This is a genomic window from Rothia halotolerans (genome assembly GCF_004136635.1).
Lineage (GTDB): Bacteria > Actinomycetota > Actinomycetes > Actinomycetales > Micrococcaceae > Rothia > Rothia halotolerans.
Map to the genome: position 1 here is coordinate 504,108 of NZ_NOIU01000001.1, position 18,984 is coordinate 523,091.

The 18,984-nt window shown below is 72.7% G+C and carries 18 protein-coding genes; 11 read left to right on the top strand and 7 right to left on the bottom strand.

The window, feature by feature from the left end:
• Positions 1–13 precede the first annotated feature (13 nt).
• From EWV39_RS02430 to EWV39_RS02440, 3 genes are read left to right on the top strand one after another with little or no spacing between them, the layout of a single operon-like run.
• Entirely contained in the window at positions 14–964 is a 951-nt protein-coding gene (locus tag EWV39_RS02430) for a tripartite tricarboxylate transporter substrate binding protein (RefSeq protein ID WP_129656695.1), read from the top strand.
• Complete coding sequence (locus EWV39_RS02435; protein ID WP_129656696.1) at positions 961–1,479, top strand: tripartite tricarboxylate transporter TctB family protein; 519 nt, start codon at positions 961–963, stop codon at positions 1,477–1,479. The genes EWV39_RS02430 and EWV39_RS02435 overlap by 4 nt, the downstream gene beginning before the upstream one ends.
• A gap of 12 nt (positions 1,480–1,491) precedes the next feature.
• The gene (locus tag EWV39_RS02440) at positions 1,492–3,048 is read left to right on the top strand and encodes a tripartite tricarboxylate transporter permease (RefSeq protein WP_129656697.1); all 1,557 of its coding nucleotides are present in this window, start codon (positions 1,492–1,494) and stop codon (positions 3,046–3,048) included.
• A gap of 67 nt (positions 3,049–3,115) precedes the next feature.
• On the opposite strand, the gene ykgO is transcribed toward EWV39_RS02440, so the two are convergent.
• On the bottom strand, positions 3,116–3,238 hold the full coding sequence (ykgO, locus tag EWV39_RS02445; RefSeq protein WP_129656698.1) for a type B 50S ribosomal protein L36: 123 nt from the start codon (positions 3,236–3,238) through the stop codon (positions 3,116–3,118).
• 89 nt (positions 3,239–3,327) lie between these two features.
• Here ykgO and EWV39_RS02450 point away from each other — a divergent pair, with 89 nt between their 5' ends.
• Positions 3,328–4,401 (top strand): GTP-binding protein, encoded by a 1,074-nt coding sequence (locus EWV39_RS02450; protein ID WP_129656699.1) that lies wholly within the window; start codon positions 3,328–3,330, stop codon positions 4,399–4,401.
• 170 nt (positions 4,402–4,571) lie between these two features.
• Entirely contained in the window at positions 4,572–5,477 is a 906-nt protein-coding gene (locus EWV39_RS02455; RefSeq protein ID WP_238147971.1) for a lytic transglycosylase domain-containing protein, read from the top strand.
• Here EWV39_RS02455 and EWV39_RS02460 read toward each other — a convergent pair.
• A complete protein-coding gene (locus EWV39_RS02460; protein ID WP_129656700.1) occupies positions 5,474–6,607 on the bottom strand; it encodes an ABC transporter ATP-binding protein in 1,134 nt (377 codons plus the stop codon). The genes EWV39_RS02455 and EWV39_RS02460 overlap by 4 nt on opposite strands.
• 408 nt (positions 6,608–7,015) lie before the next feature.
• On the opposite strand from EWV39_RS02460, the gene EWV39_RS02465 reads away from it, so the two are divergent.
• Genes EWV39_RS02465 through EWV39_RS02475 form a run of 3 tightly spaced genes read left to right on the top strand, consistent with a single transcriptional unit; the run spans position 7,016 to position 10,364 of the window.
• Entirely contained in the window at positions 7,016–7,804 is a 789-nt protein-coding gene (locus EWV39_RS02465; RefSeq protein ID WP_129656701.1) for a DeoR/GlpR family DNA-binding transcription regulator, read from the top strand.
• On the top strand, positions 7,801–8,943 hold the full coding sequence (galT, locus tag EWV39_RS02470; protein ID WP_129656702.1) for a galactose-1-phosphate uridylyltransferase: 1,143 nt from the start codon (positions 7,801–7,803) through the stop codon (positions 8,941–8,943). Before EWV39_RS02465 ends, galT begins: the two co-directional genes overlap by 4 nt.
• Positions 8,940–10,364 (top strand): galactokinase, encoded by a 1,425-nt coding sequence (locus EWV39_RS02475; protein WP_129656703.1) that lies wholly within the window; start codon positions 8,940–8,942, stop codon positions 10,362–10,364. Before galT ends, EWV39_RS02475 begins: the two co-directional genes overlap by 4 nt.
• Before the next feature lie 68 nt (positions 10,365–10,432).
• Here EWV39_RS02475 and EWV39_RS02480 read toward each other — a convergent pair whose 3' ends face one another.
• The gene (locus tag EWV39_RS02480; protein ID WP_129657315.1) at positions 10,433–11,170 is read right to left on the bottom strand and encodes a DedA family protein; all 738 of its coding nucleotides are present in this window, start codon (positions 11,168–11,170) and stop codon (positions 10,433–10,435) included.
• Positions 11,171–11,537: 367 nt separating this feature from the next.
• Here EWV39_RS02480 and EWV39_RS02485 point away from each other — a divergent pair, with 367 nt between their 5' ends.
• A complete protein-coding gene (locus EWV39_RS02485; RefSeq protein ID WP_129656704.1) occupies positions 11,538–11,978 on the top strand; it encodes an acyl-CoA thioesterase in 441 nt (146 codons plus the stop codon).
• A 61-nt stretch (positions 11,979–12,039) separates the two neighbouring features.
• Here the strand turns inward: EWV39_RS02485 and EWV39_RS02490 are convergent, their stop codons facing one another.
• The 4 genes from EWV39_RS02490 to EWV39_RS02505 all read right to left on the bottom strand — a co-directional run bounded on the left by EWV39_RS02490 (position 12,040) and on the right by EWV39_RS02505 (position 17,019).
• A complete protein-coding gene (locus tag EWV39_RS02490; RefSeq protein ID WP_129656705.1) occupies positions 12,040–12,462 on the bottom strand; it encodes a helix-turn-helix domain-containing protein in 423 nt (140 codons plus the stop codon).
• 718 nt (positions 12,463–13,180) lie between these two features.
• Positions 13,181–14,059, bottom strand: coding sequence for an NAD(P)-dependent oxidoreductase (locus EWV39_RS02495; protein WP_129656706.1), 879 nt, complete (start codon positions 14,057–14,059; stop codon positions 13,181–13,183).
• 84 nt (positions 14,060–14,143) lie between these two features.
• A complete protein-coding gene (locus EWV39_RS02500; RefSeq protein WP_129656707.1) occupies positions 14,144–15,535 on the bottom strand; it encodes a four-carbon acid sugar kinase family protein in 1,392 nt (463 codons plus the stop codon).
• A gap of 47 nt (positions 15,536–15,582) precedes the next feature.
• On the bottom strand, positions 15,583–17,019 hold the full coding sequence (locus tag EWV39_RS02505; protein WP_129656708.1) for a GntT/GntP/DsdX family permease: 1,437 nt from the start codon (positions 17,017–17,019) through the stop codon (positions 15,583–15,585).
• A 138-nt stretch (positions 17,020–17,157) separates the two neighbouring features.
• On the opposite strand from EWV39_RS02505, the gene EWV39_RS02510 reads away from it, so the two are divergent.
• A complete protein-coding gene (locus EWV39_RS02510; RefSeq protein ID WP_165313091.1) occupies positions 17,158–17,931 on the top strand; it encodes a FadR/GntR family transcriptional regulator in 774 nt (257 codons plus the stop codon).
• A gap of 8 nt (positions 17,932–17,939) precedes the next feature.
• Positions 17,940–18,947: a D-erythronate dehydrogenase gene (gene denD, locus EWV39_RS02515; RefSeq protein ID WP_129656710.1), complete on the top strand. Its 1,008-nt coding sequence runs from the start codon at positions 17,940–17,942 to the stop codon at positions 18,945–18,947.
• Positions 18,948–18,984: the final 37 nt, after the last annotated feature.

Consider the following 18,984-nt stretch of genomic DNA (forward strand, 5'->3'; position numbering starts at 1 on the left):
CAAGGAGGCATGGATGCACCTGTCCCGACGAACCCTGCTGGGCTCCGGCGCAGCGGCGATGCTCGCCGCGGCGATCACCGGATGCTCGTCCCGGAGCGAGGACTCCGGCGGCAACGCGACGATGATCGTCCCCTTCGCCCCGGGCGGGGGCTCGGACCAGTCCGGCCGCGCCCTCGCCGACGGCCTCGAGCAGGCCCTGGGCAACTCGATCTCGGTCGAGAACGTCCAGGGCGGCTCGGGTGCCATCGGCTACTCGACCTTCCTGGGCATGCACGGCGACTCCAGCCAGCTGCTGGCCACGGAGACCGCCATGATGGTCCTCCCGCTGACCCAGGACGTGCGCTTCAGCTATCGCGACTTCACCCCGATCTTCAAGGCCGGGGACGACTACACCCTCGTGGTGACCCGCCCCGACGCGCCCTACGCCGACGCCGCCGAGCTGGTCCGGGCGGCCCGCGAGCGCAGCGTCCTGGTGGGCGTCTCCGGTGCGACGAGCCTCGACGAGATCGTCTTCTCCCTCATCGAGAAGGACCAGGACATGCGCTTCGACCGGGTGCCCTACGAATCCGGCGGCGAGGTCCTCGCCGCCCTGCTGGGCGGGCACGTCGAGGCGGCCTCCCTCAACCCCAGCGAGGTGATCGGTCAGCTGGCCAGCGGCGATCTCCGCGCACTGTGCGCGCTGACCCCCGAGCGCTTCGAGGCCGAGGCTCTGCGGGACATCCCGACGGGCAGGGAGCAGGGGATCGACGTCGCCTTCGCCCAGTTCCGCGGCGTGATCGCGCCGGGAGGCATCACCGATCAGCAGCGGGAGCGCTGGATCGAGGCCGCGCGCGAATACGCCCGCACCGATGCCTATCGGTCCTATCTGGAGGAGAACTACATGGTCGAGGAGCCGCTGTTCGGCGAGGACTTCGGCCCGTACCTCGACCGATACCACGACGACCTCGCGGAGGCCCTCTCATGAGCACGCACACCGACACCAGCACGCGCACCAGCGCGAAGGGGCGCACCAGGAGGTCCTCCGACCTGGTCTTCGCCGTCCTGATCCTGCTGCTCGGCGTCGTCGCCCTGGTGGGCGGCCTCGTCTACGGCCTGGAGCAGGAGGAGCGGGTCGGCCCGGGCGCGATGCCCGCGGCCGCGGGCGTCCTGATCGTGATCCCGGCCCTGCTCCAGGTCCGCAGGGAGCTACGGACGCTGCGCTCCGGCGAGCGGGAGCACGACGACGTCGACCCCGACGCTCCGCAGACCCGGCGCGTCGTCGTCCTCTTCCTCCTGATCGCCCTCTCGGTGGCGCTGACCTACGTCATCGGGATGCTGATCTCGGTGTCCCTCCTGGTCGGGGCGCTGTTCATTCTCGACAACCCCCGCAAGCCCTGGGTCGGCGCCGTCGCGGCGGTCGTCGCGGCCCTCTTCGGCTGGGGCGTCTTCGAAGTCCTCCTGGAGGTTCCCCTGCCGCGGGGCTTCCTCAACCTGCTCTGAGGTGACAGAACCATGATCGAGAACCTCGCGGTCGGATTCTCCGCATCGCTCTCCCCCGAGAACCTGCTCTGGTGCCTGATCGGCGTCGTCGTCGGCACCGTGATCGGCATGCTGCCGGGCCTGGGCGCTACGACCGGCATCGCGATCCTGATCCCCCTGACCCTCGGCATGGATCCGCTGACGGCGCTGATCATGCTCGCGGGCATCTACTACGGCTGTCAGTACGGCTCCACCATCTCCGCGGTGCTCATCGCGACGCCAGGGGACGCGAACGCCGTCTCGACCGTGATCGACGGGTACGCGATGGCGCGCAACGGCAGGGCCGGGGCCGCGCTGGCGATCTCGGCGATCGGCTCGTTCGTCGCCGCGATCGTCTCGGTGGTGCTGCTGGCCACCCTCGCCGGCCCCATCGCCGACCTCGCGATCGGATTCGGGCCCGCCGAGAACTTCGCGATCATGGTCTTCGCGATGGCCACCATCGTCGCCTTCTCCGGGGCGGACATCCGCAAGGGGCTGATGATGGCGGGACTCGGCATCGCCCTGTCGACCGTCGGCGTCGCCATGGGCTTCACCACCGCGCGGTTCACCGGGGGGTCGGTGAACCTGCTGGGCGGACTGGACTTCGTCGTCGTCATGATCGGCATCTTCGCGATCGGCGAGGTGCTCTCGCAGATCTCCGCCGGGGGCGCCGAGCCCATCCGCGCCCGGTTCCGGGACATGCTGATCACCCGCAAGGAGCTCAGGCAGGCTTCGCCCGCGATCGCGCGAGGCACCGGCATCGGCTTCGTCTTCGGCTCGCTGCCGGGCGCCGGCTCGACCCTGGCGTCCTTCCTCGCCTACGGCGTCGAGAAGTCGGTCTCCAAGACTCCGGAGCGCTTCGGCAAGGGCGCGATCCAGGGCGTGGCCGCCCCGGAGTCGGCCAACAACTCGGCGGCCAACGCCAACTTCATCCCGACGCTGAGCCTGGGCATCCCGGGCGGCTCCACGACGGCGGTGCTGCTGGGCGCGTTCATCATGTACGGGGTCCAGCCCGGCCCGCTGCTCTTCACCGAGCAGCCGACGCTGGTGTGGGGCCTGATCACCTCGTTCTTCATCGGCAACGTGATCCTGCTGGTGCTGAACCTGCCGCTGGCCCCGGCCTTCGCGCAGATCCTGCGGCTGCCCTACAACCACCTCTACCCGTTCATCATCTTCTTCAGCCTTATCGGGGCGTTCGCCGTCGCGGGCAACACCTTCGGGCTGATCGTGGTGCTGGTGGCGAGCGCCCTGGGGTTCTGCCTCAAGAAGTTCGGGTACCCCAGCGCCCCGCTCATCCTTGGCCTGGTGCTGGGGCCGATGACGGAGAAGGCCCTCGTCCAGACCTCGGCGTTCGGCCGCGGGGATCTCTCGATCCTGCTGCAGTCGCCGGTGGCGATGACCATCCTGATCCTGGCCGTGGTGCTCGCGGCCGCGCCGATCCTGAGCCGCAGCCTGCGGGAGAGGGCGCGGCGGAAGAGGGACCTCGAGACCGCCGCGGAGGCTTCGGCCGCCGAGCGGGAGCCGGATCACGACTCCCAGCCGAGCCGGTAGGCCCGGCGGCAGATCCGAACGGCGGTGCGGCCCGGGGAATCCCCGGGCCGCACCACCGTCTTCGCGCCTACTTCTGGCGCCCCTTCATCCGGGGGTTCTTCTTGTTGATCACGAAGACCTTGCCGCGCCTCCTGACGATCTGGGCTCCCGGCTGGTTCTTCAGCGAACGGATCGATGCTCGCACCTTCACGACTGCCTCCTAGTTGCAGATGAGAATCATATGCTTTTAAAGGTACAGTACAGACGGACCCCGTGCAGGACGCCCGAAGGAGGAAGCCCGTGGATCCCGTCGATGTGGTGGCCGTGGTGGGCGCCTGCGCGCCCGAGCGGCGTCGTTATGCGGCCGAGCTGGCCCGGGCCTCGGGGAGGGAGATCTTCCCCGCGGCGAGGCTGGGCATGGCCGCGGATCCCGTGGAGGAGGGGGCGGCGCTGGCCCCGTGGGCCGGGGTGAAGGGCGCGGTGGTGGAGTATCCGCTGCGCGCCCCGGTGGACGAGGTCATCGGGGCGCTGCTCGAGCCGGGGGTCCACACTCGCCTGGGCGGCGTCGTATGCCTGGTCGATGCCGCCCACCTCCTGGCCGACCTCGCCGACGAGTCGACGATCCGCCACGTCAGCACCGGTCACGGCCGCAGGTTCTGGGACGCGACGCCGCGCGCCCTGCTGGTGGCGGCCCAGATCGAGTTCGCCTCGACCGTGGTGATCGCGGACTGGGACCGGCTGGCGACGCCGGACCTCTCGACCGTCATGGCGCTGGTCAGCCACCTCAACCCGCGGGCCCGGCTGCGCCTGGAGCGCCCGGGGCTCGAGCCGGCCGAGGGCAGTGAGGGCTACGAGGTCCGGCGGACCGGAGCCGGCTGGCTGGCACTGCTCAACGGAGACCACTCCCCCGCCATGAGGGACCCGAGGGTCTCGGCCCTGCGCTACGAGCAGGTGCGTCCCTTCCACCCCGGCAGGCTCGCCTCCCTGCTCGACGAGCGCGTGGAGCCCGGCGAGTTCGGGACCGTGATCCGCTCGTGCGGCTTCTGCCGTCTCGCGACGCGGCCGGGGATCACCGCGCAGTGGACGCACGCGGGGCCCGCCATCTCCCTGGAGCCGCTGGCCCGCGACGTCGTGCCCGGCGCGGAGGGGTTCGGGGCGAGGGAGGATCCCGACGCGGAGGAGCCGAGCACGGAGCTGCTCGCGGTGGGGCAGGACCTCGGGATCATCGGCCTGGACCTCGACGCCGGGGCCCTGAGCGCCGCCCTCGACGAGGCAGCGCTCACCGACGAGGAGCTGCTCGCCGGCGTCGAGTCCTGGGCGGAGCTCCCCGACCCCTTCCCGGCCTGGCGGGGCGTGGGCGACCGGACCGACTGAGCGCCTCGGGCCCGGGACGCCCCGGGCCCGGGACGCTCCGGACCTGGGACGCCCCGCGCACGAAGCCGGCATGCACCCCACCCGCAACCTCCGAGGCGAGCCCTCCCCGTCCAGCGCATTGCCAGCCTCCTGTCCGCATGCCCCGAGCCCGCGATGAGACGCTGGAGAGGATGACCCCTCCGCCCCGCCTCTCCCGCCCGCCTCGGACCGCCCGCTCGCTCCGGGCCGCACGCCCCACCGCGCGCCGCACGACGCTGAGCGCAGCCCTCTGCGGCGGCGCCCTCCTCCTCGCCTCCTGCGGCGGGCTGCAGGGCGGGGCGGAGCGCGAGCCCCGCGAGGGCTATCCCTCCGCGCCGACGCAGGCCGAGCCGGCGGCCCGGGCGGGAGTCGAGCGGCCCAGCGACCCGACCGCACCCATGACGGGCCTGGCCTCCTCGGCTCCGGAAGGCGAGGACGACGCCGGGAACGGCGACGGGCCATCGCCCCTCTCCCGGACCGAGACGCCCATCGCGGAGCTCCCCGACCCCGGCTGGGCCGCGGAGACGGCCGAGGCCACCGGCATCCCTCTGCGGGCGGTGCGCGCCTACGCCGGCGCGGCCCTGGCCACCGCCGAGACCCACCCGCAGTGCGGGGTGGGATGGAACGCCCTGGCGGGGATCGGGTGGATCGAGTCCCAGCACGGGACGCTGAGCGGCGGCGAGGCGGGGGAGGACGGCGTCGTCGTCCCGAGGATCACCGGCGTCCCCCTGGACGGGGGCGAGGGCGTCATGGCGGTCCCGGACACCGACGGCGGCGAGCTCGACGGCGACGCCGTGTGGGACCGCGCCGTCGGCCCGATGCAGTTCCTCCCCGAGACCTGGGCCGCCGCGGGCCTCGACGGTGACCGGGACGGCCGCGCCGACCCGCACCAGATCGACGACGCCGCCCTCACCGCGGCCGCCTATCTGTGCGAGCGCGGCGGCGCGGCCGCGGAGGACGACTCCTGGACCCGCATGGTCTTCGGCTACAACCGCTCCGTGGACTACCTCTGGGACGTGGCCGAGGCTGCGGAGGAGTACGCGGGCGGCGGGGCCTAGCCCGCCGCCACCGCCTCCTGCTCGACCGCGAGGTTGTCACCGGTCTCCGGGTCGAAGAAGTGGCAGTGCCCGCGCGGGGCCAGCCACAGACGGTCGTAGCGGCGGATCGGGCTGCGGCCCTCGATGCGCATGATCACCTGGGGCGGGCGCTCGCTGCTGGTCGTCTGCAGTCGCACCGGCGAGCTCTTGGGCAGCGAGGCGTAGACGTAGGCGTCGGCCCCGAGCTCCTCGACCAGCTCCACGTGCACCTCCATCCCCTCGCCTTCCCCGACGACGGTCAGGTCCTCCGGGCGGATGCCCACGCTCGCCTCGGAGCCGCCCAGGCGGCCGCGCTGCTCGGCGGGCAGAGGGGCCACGGCGCCGCCCAAGCGGGCGCCCTCCTCCGTGATCCCGCAGCGGAAGATGTTCATCGAGGGAGAGCCGATGAACCCGGCCACGAACTCGTTGGCAGGACGGTCGTACAGGCGTCCCGGGGTATCGACCTGCTGGAGCACCCCGTCCTTGAGGACCGCGACCCGGTCGCCCATGGTCATCGCCTCGGTCTGGTCGTGGGTCACGTACACCGTGGTCACGCCCAGCTGACGGGTCAGCTCGGAGATCTGGGTGCGGGTCTGCACGCGCAGCTTGGCGTCCAGGTTGGACAGCGGCTCGTCCATGAGGAACGCCCGGGGCTGACGCACGATCGCCCGGCCCATCGCGACCCGCTGGCGCTGGCCGCCGGACAGCGCCTTGGGCTTGCGGTCCAGGTACTCGGTCAGGTCCAGCAGCTTGGCGGCCTCCTCGATGCGGCGGTTGCGCTTCTCGGCGGGGTGCTTGGCGATCTTCAACGAGAAGCCGATGTTCTCCCGCACGGACATGTGCGGGTACAGCGCGTAGTTCTGGAAGACCATGGCGATGTCCCGGTCCTTCGGAGCCGTGTGGGTCACGTCCTTCTCGCCGATGCTGATCACGCCCTCGGTGACCTCCTCGAGGCCGGCGAGCATGCGCAGGGTCGTGGACTTCCCGCAGCCGGAGGGGCCGACCAGGACGAGGAACTCGCCGTCGGCGATCTCCAGGTCCAGGTGGTCCACGGAGGCGCGCGAGGCGCCCTCGTAGCGGCAGCTGACGTCGTTGAAGGTAATTCCAGCCACGGTCTCGGTCCTTTCGGGACAGGGGTCTGCGGTGCGGGACCGCCCTCGGCGTCGAGGTCGGTCCCGCGCCATGCTTTTATTTAGACCAACAATAAAGGGGAAACGGGGAAATGTGTAGCCTGCGTCACTGTGAGTCCCCACCCTCCGCGGGGGTCGGCAATGGCGAATGTTCATAAATGTTTGTTTCAGCCGAACCTCCTGCCCCCTCCAGCAGCGAGTAGCGCTCTCCCCGAAGGAGCCTTCAGGACTTTTTCTCTTTGATAGATCGTTCCGTTCCAGCTCCCCGCAGGCGGGCGGACACCGCCCGGCAGTCGCCCGCGGGGACCATATGTGTTCGTTTTTGTGCCATAATCGTCTCACGCGACCCCGGAGCGCGGATCCGGATCGTTCGGCAGAAGGGGACCAGACATGCTGGCGCAGCAACGACACGCACGGATCCTGCACGAAGTGCAGGCGCGGGGCACGGTCCACGTCCACGACCTGGCCGAGCTCCTCGACGTCTCGGCCATGACCGTGCGCCGGGACCTCGCCGAGCTGGACGAGCAGGGACTGCTCAACCGGGTGCACGGCGGAGCGGAGTCGACCGCCTCCACCCTGGAGCCCGCCTACGCGGAGAAGATGTCCCTGCACGCCGAGTCGAAGGCCGCGATCGCCGGCCGCGCGGCACAGCTGGTGCGGCCCGGGCACTCGGTGGCCTTCTCCGCCGGGACCACCTGCACCCGCATCGCCCAGGAGATCACCGGCCCGCACCGCGTCGGGGACCTGACGGTGGTGACTAACTCGCTTCCGGTGGCCGACGAGTTCTTCCGCTCCCGGAACCGGAGCCGGCACGACGGCGGGGAGCCGCACGTGCTGCTGACCGGCGGCGAGCGGACCCCCTCGGACGCCCTGGTGGGGCCGCTGGCCGACGCCGCCCTGGCCGAGCTGCACGTGGACCTGCTGTTCATCGGCGCCCACGGAGCCGACGAGGCGGGGCTGACCACGCCGAACCTCAACGAGGCCCGCACCAACCGGGCGCTGGTGCGGTCCGCGCGCCAGGTCGTGGCCGTGTTCGACCACAGCAAGTGGGGCATCACCGGCCTCTCCGGCTTCGCCCGCTGGGGCGAGGTGGACACCGTCATCACCGACCCCGGCCTGCCGGAGGAGGCCGTCCGGATGCTGCGGGACTCGGTCCCGGACGTGGTCGTGGCCTCGTGAACGCCGGCACCGGCACCGCGGCCGAGGTCCGGGAGACCCGCGGCCGGCTCGCCGACGGGCGGGAGATCATCTTCTTCGACGACTCGGAGCCCTACGTCTCCGGGCGGAAGGTCCGACGCATCCGGGACCCCCGCCCGCTCGAGCCCCGTCAGCTGCCCCCGCACGAGGCCGCGAGCATCCGCGTCGACCCGCTCACCGGGGACCCGGTGGCGCTCGCCGCGCACCGCATGAACCGCACCTTCCTCCCGCCGGCCGACGAGGACCCGCTGGCCCCGGCCGGTCGGGGCAGCGTGCCGAGCGAGATCCCGGAGGAGGAGTACGACGTCGTCGTCTTCGAGAACCGCTTCCCCTCGCTGCAGGGCCCGCTGGAGATCCTGCGGGACGAGCCGCCCTTCGTGGAGACCACCCCGGCCGGGCGCTGCGAGGTGGTGAGCTTCACCTCCGACCGCCGGGGCTCCTTCGCCGAGCTCGGGCACCGGCGGGCGCGCACCGTGATCGAGGCCTGGACCCACCGGACGCGGGAGCTCAACGCGCTCGACGGCGTCGTGCAGGTGGTGCCCTTCGAGAACCGCGGCGAGGAGATCGGCGTGACCCTGCACCATCCGCACGGGCAGATCTACGCCTATCCGTACCTGCCGCCGCACACCGCGGCCGTGCAGCGGCGGGCCGCCGCGTGGTCCCGGGAGCGGGAGGGCGCCGACCTGCTGGGCGACGTGCTGGCCGCCGAACTGGCCGAGGGCGTCCGCGTGGTCCTGGAGGCCGAGCACTGGGTCGCCTACGTCCCCTTCGCCGCCAAGTGGCCCGTGGAGCTCTCGGTGATGCCCTGCCGGGCCGCCGCCGACTTCACCGCGCTGACCGAGGCGGAGAAGGAGGAGCTGGCGGAGGTGTACCTGGACCTGCTCGGCCGGCTGGACCGCTTCTTCGACGGCGTCGATCGGCTGCCCTACATCTCCGTGTGGCACCAGGTCCCGACCAGCGGCGGCGAGGACATCTCCCGGATGCGGCTGCAGGTCTTCTCGCTGCTGCGCTCGCCGGGGAAGCTGAAGTACCTGGCCGGCTCGGAGTCGGGGGTCGGCGCGTGGGTCAGCGACACCACGCCCGAGCGGATCGCGGCGCGGCTGCGGGAGGTGGCCCCGTGAGCGCGGCGCAGGTTCGCTGGCGCGCCGCGCCCCCGGCCGAGAAGCAGACCGCCCGCGTGACCGCGGCGTTCCGCGCCGCCTACGGGTACGAGCCCTGGGCCGTCTTCTCCGCGCCCGGCCGGGTGAACCTGCTCGGCGAGCACATCGACTACAGCGGCGGGACCGTGCTGCCGCTGGCCCTGCCGCACCGGACGGTCGTGGCGGCGGGCCGGCGGGAGGACGACGTCGTCCGTGCCGTCTCCGCGCAGGAGCCCGGGGCACCGCGCTCCGTGCGGATCGCCGACGTCGCCCCCGGCGAGGTGGAGGGGTGGCTCGCCTACGTCGCCGGGGTGCCCTGGGCCCTCGAGGCGGAGGGACTGGGCCCCGTGCCCGGCGCGGACCTCGCCGTGGACTCGGCGGTGCCCCTGGGCGCCGGCCTCTCCTCCTCCGCGGCCCTCGAATGCTCGGCGGCCCTGGCCTTCGACGCGCTGGCCGCCGAGCCGACCCCGGGACCGGTGCCGGAGGGCCGGCCCTCTCCTCCGGGCTCCCCGGCGGGCAGGCCCGGGATGGAGACCGCGCCATCGGCCCCGGAGGCCCCCGGGCGCGAGCCGCTGGCCGCGACCGACGCGGGGCGGGCCCGCCTGGCCGCCGCGTGCGTCCGCGCCGAGAACGAGATCGCGGGCGCGGGGACCGGCGGCATGGACCAGTCGATCTCCCTGCGGGCCCGCGAGGGCTCGGTGCTCGCGATCGACTGCCGCGACTTCGGCTCGCGGGCGGTGGACATCGACCTGGCCGGCTCCGGCCTGGCCCTGCTGGTCATCGACACCCGAGCGCCGCACCGGCTCGTGGACGGACAGTACGCGCGACGCCGTCAGGGCTGCGACGAGGCCGCCCGCACCCTCGGCGTCGAAACCCTGCGGGACGCCCTGGGCCCCCGCCCGGACGCCGCCGACGCCGAGCGGGCGCTGCGGCGCTGGGACGAGCTGGCGTCGTCGGCGGCATCTGCCGAGTCGCCCTCCGTGCGCTCGCTGATCAGGCACGCCTGGACCGAGATGGTCCGCGTGCAGGAGTGCGTCGAGCTGTTCGCCGGCTCCGCGGCCGCCGGGCGCTCCGCGTGGGAGGAGCTGGGCGCGCTGCTCGACGCCTCGCACGCCTCGCTGCGGGACGACTACCGGGTCTCCTGCCCGGAGCTCGACGTCGCCGCGGACTCCGCCCGAGCGGCCGGCGCGCTCGGGGCGCGGATGACCGGCGGGGGCTTCGGCGGGTCGGCCATCGCGCTGGTGGCCGCGGACCGCGCGGAGGAGGTCGCGCGCGGGGTGATCGAGGCCTTCGCCCGAGAAGGGTTCGAGCGGCCGGAGTTCATGCTCGCGGCGCCGGCCGGACCCGCGCGACGGGAGCCCCTGGCCGGCGGGGCCGAGACGCCTGCCTCGCCGGCGGACTGATCCTGAGATGAGCTGACCCAGGGCGGTCGGCCTGAGAGGACTGACCCGGGGCCCGGAGCCCTCCGGTCTCAGCCGCGCGCGTCGCCTTCCTCCGCCGGGCCCGCGCCCTCTCCGCCCCGCCGCGAGCGGACCCTCTTGACCACCCACCACGCGAGGAAGAGCACGACGGCGGCGATCACGACCTTCTGGAAGATGCCCGCGTACCCCTCGACGAGATGCCAGTTCTCCCCCAGGTAGTAGCCGGCGAGGACGAAGATGGTGTTCCAGAGGGCGCTGCCGAGGGCGGTCAGCAGCGTGAAGGGCAGCAGCGGCATCCTCTCCACGCCCGCCGGGATGGAGATCAGGCTGCGGAAGATCGGGATCATGCGCCCGAAGAAGATGGCCTTGTACCCGTGACGGTGGAACCAGGCCATCGTCTTGTCCACGTCCGCGACGTCGACCAGCGGCATGCGGCGCGCGACCTTCCGGATCCGCTCAAGACCGATGGCGCGCCCGATCGCGTAGAGGGCCAGCGCCCCCACCACGGAGCCGAGGGTCGTGAAGAGCAGCGCCGCCGTCAGGCTGAGCCTGCCCTGGCTGGCGGTGAATCCCGCCAGCGGCAGGATCGCCTCCGAGGGCAGCGGCGGGAAGAGGTTCTCGAGCGCGATCAGCAGGCCGGCGCCCACGGCGCCCAGGGCCTCCATCACCTCCACGACCCAGCCGGCGACGCCGGTCAGCTCCCCCGGCTCCTGGGCGACGGGGCGCCCCGCGCCTTCGGCTGCGCTCGGTCCGGCGGGACGGGCCGCCACGGCAGCCAGGGAAGTCATCTGCATGGATACGAGCGTAGCCGCAGGCCGGGTCCCCCGGACCCCTCCGGGGCCGATATCCGCCCCGTTCGCCCGGATCCGGGGTGAAATCCGAGCTGACTGGGGGTCTTCGCGCAGAGGATCCCAAGGATACGTCCAGGGACGGTTCCTACAGTAGGAACTACCTCATAGGTGCGAGTGATTGATGTGAACGACCCCCGCGGGCCAGACCGGCCCGGCGGGGGTCCTTCGCGTTCGGGTCCGCCCTCCCGCCCGCGGGCCGTCGGGGGACTACGGTGAGAGGGTGAGTTCCGCCCCCGGACGTCCCCGGGCTTGCGGGGCACCCTCCGATCCGCCGCTCCGATCCACCGCATGAAAGCGAGTCCCGATGCCCGCCTACCCCGGCTTCGTCGCCACCCCCGAGATCCGCTGGTCCGACCAGGATCTGATGGGCCACGTCAACAACGCCCGCATCCTGACCCTCACCGAGGACGCCCGGATCCAGTGGATGCTCTCCCTCGCCGAGCGCGCCGAGTCGATCCGTCCCACGCTGGTGGCCAGGACCGAGATCAACTACCGCGCCCCGGTCCACTACGGCAGCCGGCTGCGGATCGAGCTGGGCATCGGACGGGTGGGCACGACGTCGTTCTCCATCACCTTCCGGGGCCTGCAGAACGACGTCGTGCTCTTCGACGGCCTCAACGTCATGGTCCTCGTCGACGAGGAGACCGGCGGCACCCGGAAGCTCACGGACGAGCAGCGGGAGCTGCTGGGCGGCTTCGGCAGCTTCGACCCCGAGCGCCCGACCGAGCTCGCCGGCCGGGCCTAGCCCGCCTTCCGGCAGCTGGCATCCGCTTCCGGCTTCCGGCTTCCGGCTTCCGAGGTCATCGTCACTCTCCGAGCCTGAGCCGGTCGCCGGGACCTTCGTCCCAGCCGTCGCTCGCCATGCGCCGAGCCGAGGCCTCCCGGGCAGGGATCAGGGTCTCGGCGGCGCGTTGGACCTTCTCGCCCTCGCGCTGGGGGATCCGCCCGCCCCGTGCCTTTCCCCTCTCGATCATCGCCCGGACCTGCCGGGTGTGGATGGGATGGAGGGCGTGATGGGGCCAGATCGGAGCATCCCGGAGCCGCAGCTCGAGCCCGACGTGATGCGCCACCGTCAGGACCGTGCCGACGGCGACGCCCGGCCTGCCCTGCTCGACGGCGCGGATCGTCCGCTCGCTGATGCCGGTGACCTCCGCGAGCTCCTCCTGCGTCAGGTGGTAGACCCGGCGCGCGGACCGGATCGCGAGGCCGAGCTGCCGCAGGAAGCTCATCGCCGCAGCGCTCCATCGCTTTCCGGAGCGGAGACCGGGACGATCGGGCGCTGTTCGCGGCCGTCCCGGGCCCGGCCTGTGCCGCCGATGTATGTTCGAGCCCGTCCCGCGCCCTCGACGCTTGCTGACTTCGGTCCGGGGCCGGGGACGCCCCGGGTTCCGACAAGCGCAGCGGATGCCCTCCTGCCCGCATCTGCCGCAATCCGCACGGCCGCGTCATGACCTCTTCCGTGTACTAAGCCTTTTCGGAGCTTTCGCTCCGGAAAGCTGCCCCCGTCGAGGCGTGACTCCTGCGCATCCGACCGCTGGACGAGGCCCCGCCCAGCCACGGCCTTCGAGATTTTCGGCGTGAAAGCTCCGAAAACCGCTAGTTCCTCACTCATCACATCGTCCCCCGGCTAGTTTTCCGTGCTCTTCCCCGGCGCTCCGCGCTCCGTAACTCGTGCTCCACGCTCCACGCTTCACGCTTCACGCTTCACGCTTCACGCTTCCATGGTGCGCGAGGCCGCCCGGCAACGCGATGATTCGCCAAGGATGGGGACGATGCTTCAGGAACCACCGAGACCGAGGAGCTGGTCCAGTCGGGCCGCAGGTCCGGACCGGGTCGGGTAAGCGAGAGCGGCGGAGGCGGCGGTCGCCGCCCTCGGGATAGGCGGGCCCGGACAGCCCGACCCCGGCCCAGGCCCAGGCCCTCGGACGTGCCCCCACCCGCGGGCGCTCAGCGGCGGCGCAGCAGGTCGAAGACCACCGAGTCGTCCTTGCGGCCCAGGCCCTCGCGGCGGCCGCGCAGGTACAGCTGCTCCGCCGAGGCCGCCAGGGGGACGGGCTGCTCGGCGAGGCGGGCGGCGTCGGTCACCAGGCCCATGTCCTTGACGAAGATGTTGAGGGCCGAGCGGGCCTCGTCAAACTGCTCGTCCACCATCCGCTGCCCGCGGTCGCCGAACATGAAGGAGGCGGCGGCGCCGGTGTTGAGCACCTCGTGGCACTGGGCGACGTCGAGCCCCATGGAGTCCGCGAGCGCGAGGGCCTCGCCGGCCGCCGCGATGTGCACGCCGCACAGCAGCTGGTTGACCACCTTGAAGCGCTGGCCGTCGCCGGGCTGGGGCCCGACCACGGGGGCGTTGGAGGCCATCGCGTCCAGCAGGGGGCGGGCCGCGGCGACGTCGTCGTCGGCGCCGGAGACCATCACCAGCAGGTCGCCGGTCCCCGCCCGGGCGACCCCGCCGGAGACCGGCGCGTCCACCACGTGCGAGGTGACGGGCAGCAGCCGGGCCGAGGCCTCGTCCATCGCCCGCGGGCCCACCGTGGACATCACCAGCACGGTGCTCTCCGGGGAGAGCACCTCCGCGATGCCCGCCTCGCCGAACAGCACGGCGTCGAGCTGCGGGCCGGTCGCGACCATGATGACGACGACGTCGACCCCCTCCGCCGCGGCCCGCGCCGACTCGGCGGAGCCCACCTCGGGGGCGACGGCCTCGAGCGCCTCGCGGGACATGTCGAAGGCGGTCACGCGGTGGCCCGCGCGGGCGGTCACCAGCGCCATCGGGGCGCCCATCGCGCCCAGGCCGATCCAGCCGACGGAGAGTGTCTTGGTCATGGTGTCTTCCTCCAGGGGTTGAGGTGTGGTGCGGGCCGGCGGCGGCCGGCGGGCATCGATTCTGTGGGGGGGGGCGGGGCGGGCTCAGCGCCCGACGCTGCGAAGCCGGTCCACGACGTCGGCGAGCGCCTGCTCCCCGCCGACGTTGCCGGGGAACACCACGTACGGGCAGCCGAGGGTCTCCTCGGGGGCGGCGTCGGGCCGGAACAGCGAGATCTGGCCGGGGAAGAACTGGCCGGCGACCGTGGCCAGCCGGATGCCCAACCCGCGGTGTGCCACCTCGTGGGAGGTGATGCCGCCCTTGGCGACCACCCAGGCCGGCAGCGCGCCCCGGACCTCGGCCACCACGCGGACCACCGCGTCGGAGACGCTGCGGGCGATCGCGAGCGACTCGTCCGGGTCGTCGGTGCTGACCCGCTCCCGGCTGGTGTAGACCACGCAGTCGTTGCGTCCCAGCTCCTCGCGGATGGCGGCGACGGTCTCCTCGATGTGCGCCTCCCGCGAGGACTCGTCGAGGAGGCGGGCGACGTCGAGCTCGAACTCGGTCAGCGTGCCCCGCTCCTGGACCGCGCGCAGCTGCCGGGTGGTCAGGCCGACGTGCGAGCCGACCACCACCAGGCCGTGCTCCGCCCGGGTCCCGGCGCTCGGGGCGGCGTCGGCGCCCGGCGCGCCCTCCGCCGCGCGGATCTCCTCCGCGCCCAGCACGCGGGCGCCCTCCTGCCCGGCGAGGGGCCGGACGAAGGAGGGGCCGCAGCGGGTCACGAAGACGCGGCCGCGCGCCTCGAGCTCGGTCACGGCGTCGGCCACGACCTCCATGTCCGAGTACTCGCAGGCGTTCACCACGACCCAGCGCCGCCCCGAGGCCCCGGCCAGGATCTCGGCGACGCGCTCGACGCCGCCCTCCCGGATGTCCTCCAGGGTGACGCTGAGGACCTCGCCGGCCGGGACCTCGCCGCCGGACTTCTCCTCGAGGAACTCGCGCAGGTCCGAGTGGGAGTAGCCGAACGTGGCGTCCTGGGCGAAGTCGGTCTCCTCGACGCGCAGCTCCTCCCCCTGGACCACGGCGTAGTGCACGTCCTCGCGGGTGTAGCGGCCGGCCTCGATCATGGCCGGGCAGAACAGGAAGGCGTCCACGGGGCGGCCGGCACCCTCCAGGACGTCGGCGATCGCGTTCGGCTCGGCGATCACGTGCCCGCGCAGCGTCGAGTCCGAGCGGGAGACGACGTGCAGACCCTCCGGCGCGGCGCCCTCGGCCCCTCCCAGCATGCCCTCGACGATGCGGCGGTTGGCGGCGACGGCCTGGTCCTCCCCGAGCGCCCGGGTGTTGGTCAGCACGAAGCAGGTGCTCCCCGGCTCGGCGAGGGTCCTCCGGAGGAGCTCGGCGTCCTCCTCGAAGGCCACCGAGACGTCGTGAACGCACTGGGAGCCGGTGGGGTCGTCGTCGAGGACCAGGAGGCGGCGGGGGGAGCGGAGCATGGGAGGGCCTTTCTGCGGAAGCGGGGCGGGGCGGCGGGCGGGGAGGGTCAGGCGGCGAGGGCCACGAGCGGCCAGAGGGCGCACACGACGACGAAGCCCACCAGGGAGGTCGAGGTCGTGAGGACGGTGTACGACTTCAGGGCCGTCGCGGTGCCGACCTGGAAGTATCGGCTCCAGACCCAGAACAGCGAGTCGTTGACGTGGGACAGCGCCATCGATCCGATGCCGATCGTGATCGTGACCAGCGCGATCTGCAGCGGGGCCAGCCCCGTCTGCGCGGCGAGCGGGGCGATGAGCGGGGCGGCGGTCAGCACCGCGACCGTGGCCGAGCCCTGGGCCGCGCGGATCAGCGCCGCCATGAGGTAGGCCAGGACCACGATCGGCAGCCCGGAGCCCGCCAGGACGTCCGCGACGGCGCCGGCCACGCCGGTCTCGGAGAGCACGTGGCCGAAGGTCCCGCCCGCGCCGGTGATGAGGATGACCGCGGCGATCGGGGGCAGGGAGGAGTTGATGATCTCCTCGGCCTTGCCCAGGCCCCAGCCGCGGCGGTAGCCCAGGAGGACGAGGGCCAGAACCACGCCGATCAGCAGGGCCATGGGGGACGCGCCCACCAGCGCGAAGAAGTTGCGGACGGCGTCGCCCTCCGGGAGCACCAGGGCGGTGATCGTCTGGGCCATGATCAGCACCAGGGGCGTGAGGATCATGGCCAGGACGAGGCCCACGCTCGGCGGGTTCTCCACGATCGGCGAGGAGTGTGTGGCGGCAGGCTGCCCTTCTCGGTCCTCCCCGGAGGAGCCCTTCCGGTCCTCGGCCTCCGCGGAGGCTCCGCCGGCGGCCGTCCCCGCGGCCTGGAACTCGGGGACCCGGGAGAACACGCGCTTCTGCACGAACCCGCTGGCCACCTGCGAGAAGAGCCACATCAGGACCGCCGGGACCAGCCCGAGCAGGAGGACCATCCCGACGTCGGCGCCCATGACCTCCGCGCCTCCGACGATGCCGGGGTGCGGCGGGAGGATCACGTGGACGGTCAGCAGGGCCATGACCGTGGGGAGGGCGTAGGTCAGCATGTTGCCGCCGAGCCGCCGCGCCACGGACATCACGATGGGGATCAGCACGATCAGCGCGACGTCGACGAACACGGGGATGCCGAACAGGAAGCTCGCGACGCCGAGCGCCCAGGGCGCGCGCCGCGGGCCGAAGACCTCGAGCATCTTCTTGGCCAGCACGTCGGCGCCGCCGGACATCTCGATGATGCGGCCGAGCATCGCCCCCAGCGTGACGATCAGCGCGACCGAGCCGAGGGTGCTGCCCATCCCCTCGGTCAGGACCGGTACGACCTCCTCGAGCGGGATCCCGGCCACCAGGGCGAGTCCCACGGAGACGATGAGCAGGGCCAGGAAGGGATGCGCCCTGGCTTTGATGATCAGGGCCAGGATGGCGGCGACGGCGGCCAAGCCGAGCAGCACCAGGGTGGTAGTGGTCATGGGAAATCCTCGTTGATTTCGGCCGGAGTGCGACGCGGAGGTCGCACCTGTCAGATATCTGATAAGTGTATTGCTAATCTGGTGTGTGTCAATGCACACAGGTGCGCGATGCGGCGCACGGTCCGGCGAGGAGTCCCCATGACGATGTCAGAGCAGGTCACCCGGCGGATCCTGGACGACATCGGCGCGGGCCGCTACCGGATCGGCGAGGAGATGCCCGCCGAGGCCGCCCTCGCCCAGGGCTACGACGTCTCCCGGCTGACCATCCGCGAGGCCGTCAAGGACCTCAGCGCCCGCGGGGTCGTCGAGGTGCGGCAGGGACGGCGCAACCGGGTCGCGCCGCCCTCCCGCTGGTCCGCGCTGGACCCCGACGTGATGACCCTGCGCGGACGCCTGGTCGGGGACGCCGGGGAGCTGACCCGCTCGCTCATGGAGTCCCGGCGGGTGATCGAGGCGGGCACGGCGGCGCTGGCCGCCGAGCGGATCCGCTCGGGCGAGCTGCGGCGGCTGCGCGAGCTGCTCGACCGGATGCGCGAGTCCCTCGATGACCCCGACCCCGCGCCGTCGGCGGAGGCGGACCTCAACTTCCACCGCACGGTCATCGCCGCCGCCCGCAACGAGTTCCTCGCCGCGGCCTACGAGCCGCTGGAGCAGGTCCTGCGCGCCGTCCGGCTGCGCACCTCCTCCCACCGCAGCGTGCGCGCGGACGCCGTCCACTGGCACGGGGAGATCCTGCTGGCCCTGGAGAGGCACGACGCCGCCGGGGCCGCCGCCGCGATGACCGCCCACCTGGAGCAGAGCGAGCGCGCCGCGCGGGAGTTCCCGGGCGATGCCGACGCCGAGGCGGACGAGACCCCGACGCCGCAGACCTCTGAACCAGCCGCGACGACCATCAGCAGACCATCGAGATAGGAGCTTCCATGAAGATCATCGTCACCGGCGGGGCCGGTTTCCTGGGCAGCCGGCTCATCGAGCTGCTGCTGCGGCGCCTCGACGCCGGCGAGCCGCCGATCCCCTTCGACCGGATCGTCTCCCTGGACCTGGCCGAGTGCCCAGTCGCGGACCCGCGGGTGAGCTCCGTGGTCGGGGACGTGGCCTCGCCGGAGCTGCTGGACCGGGAGGTGGACGAGGACGTCCTCGGGATCTACCATCTGGCGGCGGTGCTCTCGGGCGGCTCGGAGGAGAACTTCGACCTGGCTCTGCGCGTCAACGTGGACGGCACCCGCGCCCTGCTCGAGGCCGCGCGCCGCCTCGGGACGGCGCCCCGGCTGGTGTTCACCAGCTCGCTCGCCGTCTTCGGCGGGGACCCGCCCGAGGTGGTCCCCGAGGAGTGGGCCGAGCAGCCCGACTCGACCTACGGCGCGACCAAGGCCGTGGGCGAGCTGCTGGTCAACGAGTACTCGCGGCGGGGCCACGTGGACGGGCGCATCTGCCGCCTGCCCACGATCTCGGTGCGGCCCGGGCGGCCGAACTCCGCGGCGTCCTCCTTCGCCAGCGGGATCATCCGGGAGCCCCTGAACGGTGAGCGGGCCGTGTGCCCCGTCCCGCACGCCACCCGCATGTGGCTCTCCTCCCCGCGCGCCGCGGTGGCCAACCTGGCGCACGCGCTGGAGGTCGACGGCGAGCGGATCGGCCCGTGGCGCGGGATGAACGTGCCCGGCATCTGCGTGACGGTCGGGGAGATGCTCGACGCGCTGGAGCGGATCGGCGGCGATCAGGCCCGCTCCCTGGTCGACGACGCGCCGGACCGGTCCGTCATGGACATCGTGTGCTCGTGGCCCGGGGAGTTCGAGGTCCAGCGGATGCTGGAGCTGGGCTTCGTGCGGGACCGGAGCATCGACCGGATGATCCGGCAGTACGTGGAGGACTTCGCGCCGGGCGCGGGCCGCCCCGCCGGGCAGGACGAGGCCGGCGCCGAGACCGCCTAGAACGGGGCGGCCGCCTCCCATGACGGCGTCGTGCCCG

Bases quoted from the DNA above. Each gene is read 5' to 3' on its own strand.
- EWV39_RS02455 (WP_238147971.1), top strand. From the start codon at position 4,572: ATGACCCCTCCGCCCCGCCTCTCCCGCCCGCCTCGGACCGCCCGCTCG.
- EWV39_RS02495 (WP_129656706.1), bottom strand. From the start codon at position 14,059: ATGACCAAGACACTCTCCGTCGGCTGGATCGGCCTGGGCGCGATGGGC.
- EWV39_RS02510 (WP_165313091.1), top strand. From the start codon at position 17,158: ATGACGATGTCAGAGCAGGTCACCCGGCGGATCCTGGACGACATCGGC.
- EWV39_RS02480 (WP_129657315.1), bottom strand. From the start codon at position 11,170: ATGACTTCCCTGGCTGCCGTGGCGGCCCGTCCCGCCGGACCGAGCGCA.
- EWV39_RS02440 (WP_129656697.1), top strand. From the start codon at position 1,492: ATGATCGAGAACCTCGCGGTCGGATTCTCCGCATCGCTCTCCCCCGAG.
- EWV39_RS02505 (WP_129656708.1), bottom strand. From the start codon at position 17,019: ATGACCACTACCACCCTGGTGCTGCTCGGCTTGGCCGCCGTCGCCGCC.
- EWV39_RS02500 (WP_129656707.1), bottom strand. From the start codon at position 15,535: ATGCTCCGCTCCCCCCGCCGCCTCCTGGTCCTCGACGACGACCCCACC.
- EWV39_RS02490 (WP_129656705.1), bottom strand. From the start codon at position 12,462: ATGAGCTTCCTGCGGCAGCTCGGCCTCGCGATCCGGTCCGCGCGCCGG.
- EWV39_RS02430 (WP_129656695.1), top strand. From the start codon at position 14: ATGCACCTGTCCCGACGAACCCTGCTGGGCTCCGGCGCAGCGGCGATG.
- EWV39_RS02485 (WP_129656704.1), top strand. From the start codon at position 11,538: ATGCCCGCCTACCCCGGCTTCGTCGCCACCCCCGAGATCCGCTGGTCC.
- EWV39_RS02465 (WP_129656701.1), top strand. From the start codon at position 7,016: ATGCTGGCGCAGCAACGACACGCACGGATCCTGCACGAAGTGCAGGCG.
- EWV39_RS02435 (WP_129656696.1), top strand. From the start codon at position 961: ATGAGCACGCACACCGACACCAGCACGCGCACCAGCGCGAAGGGGCGC.
- denD (WP_129656710.1), top strand. From the start codon at position 17,940: ATGAAGATCATCGTCACCGGCGGGGCCGGTTTCCTGGGCAGCCGGCTC.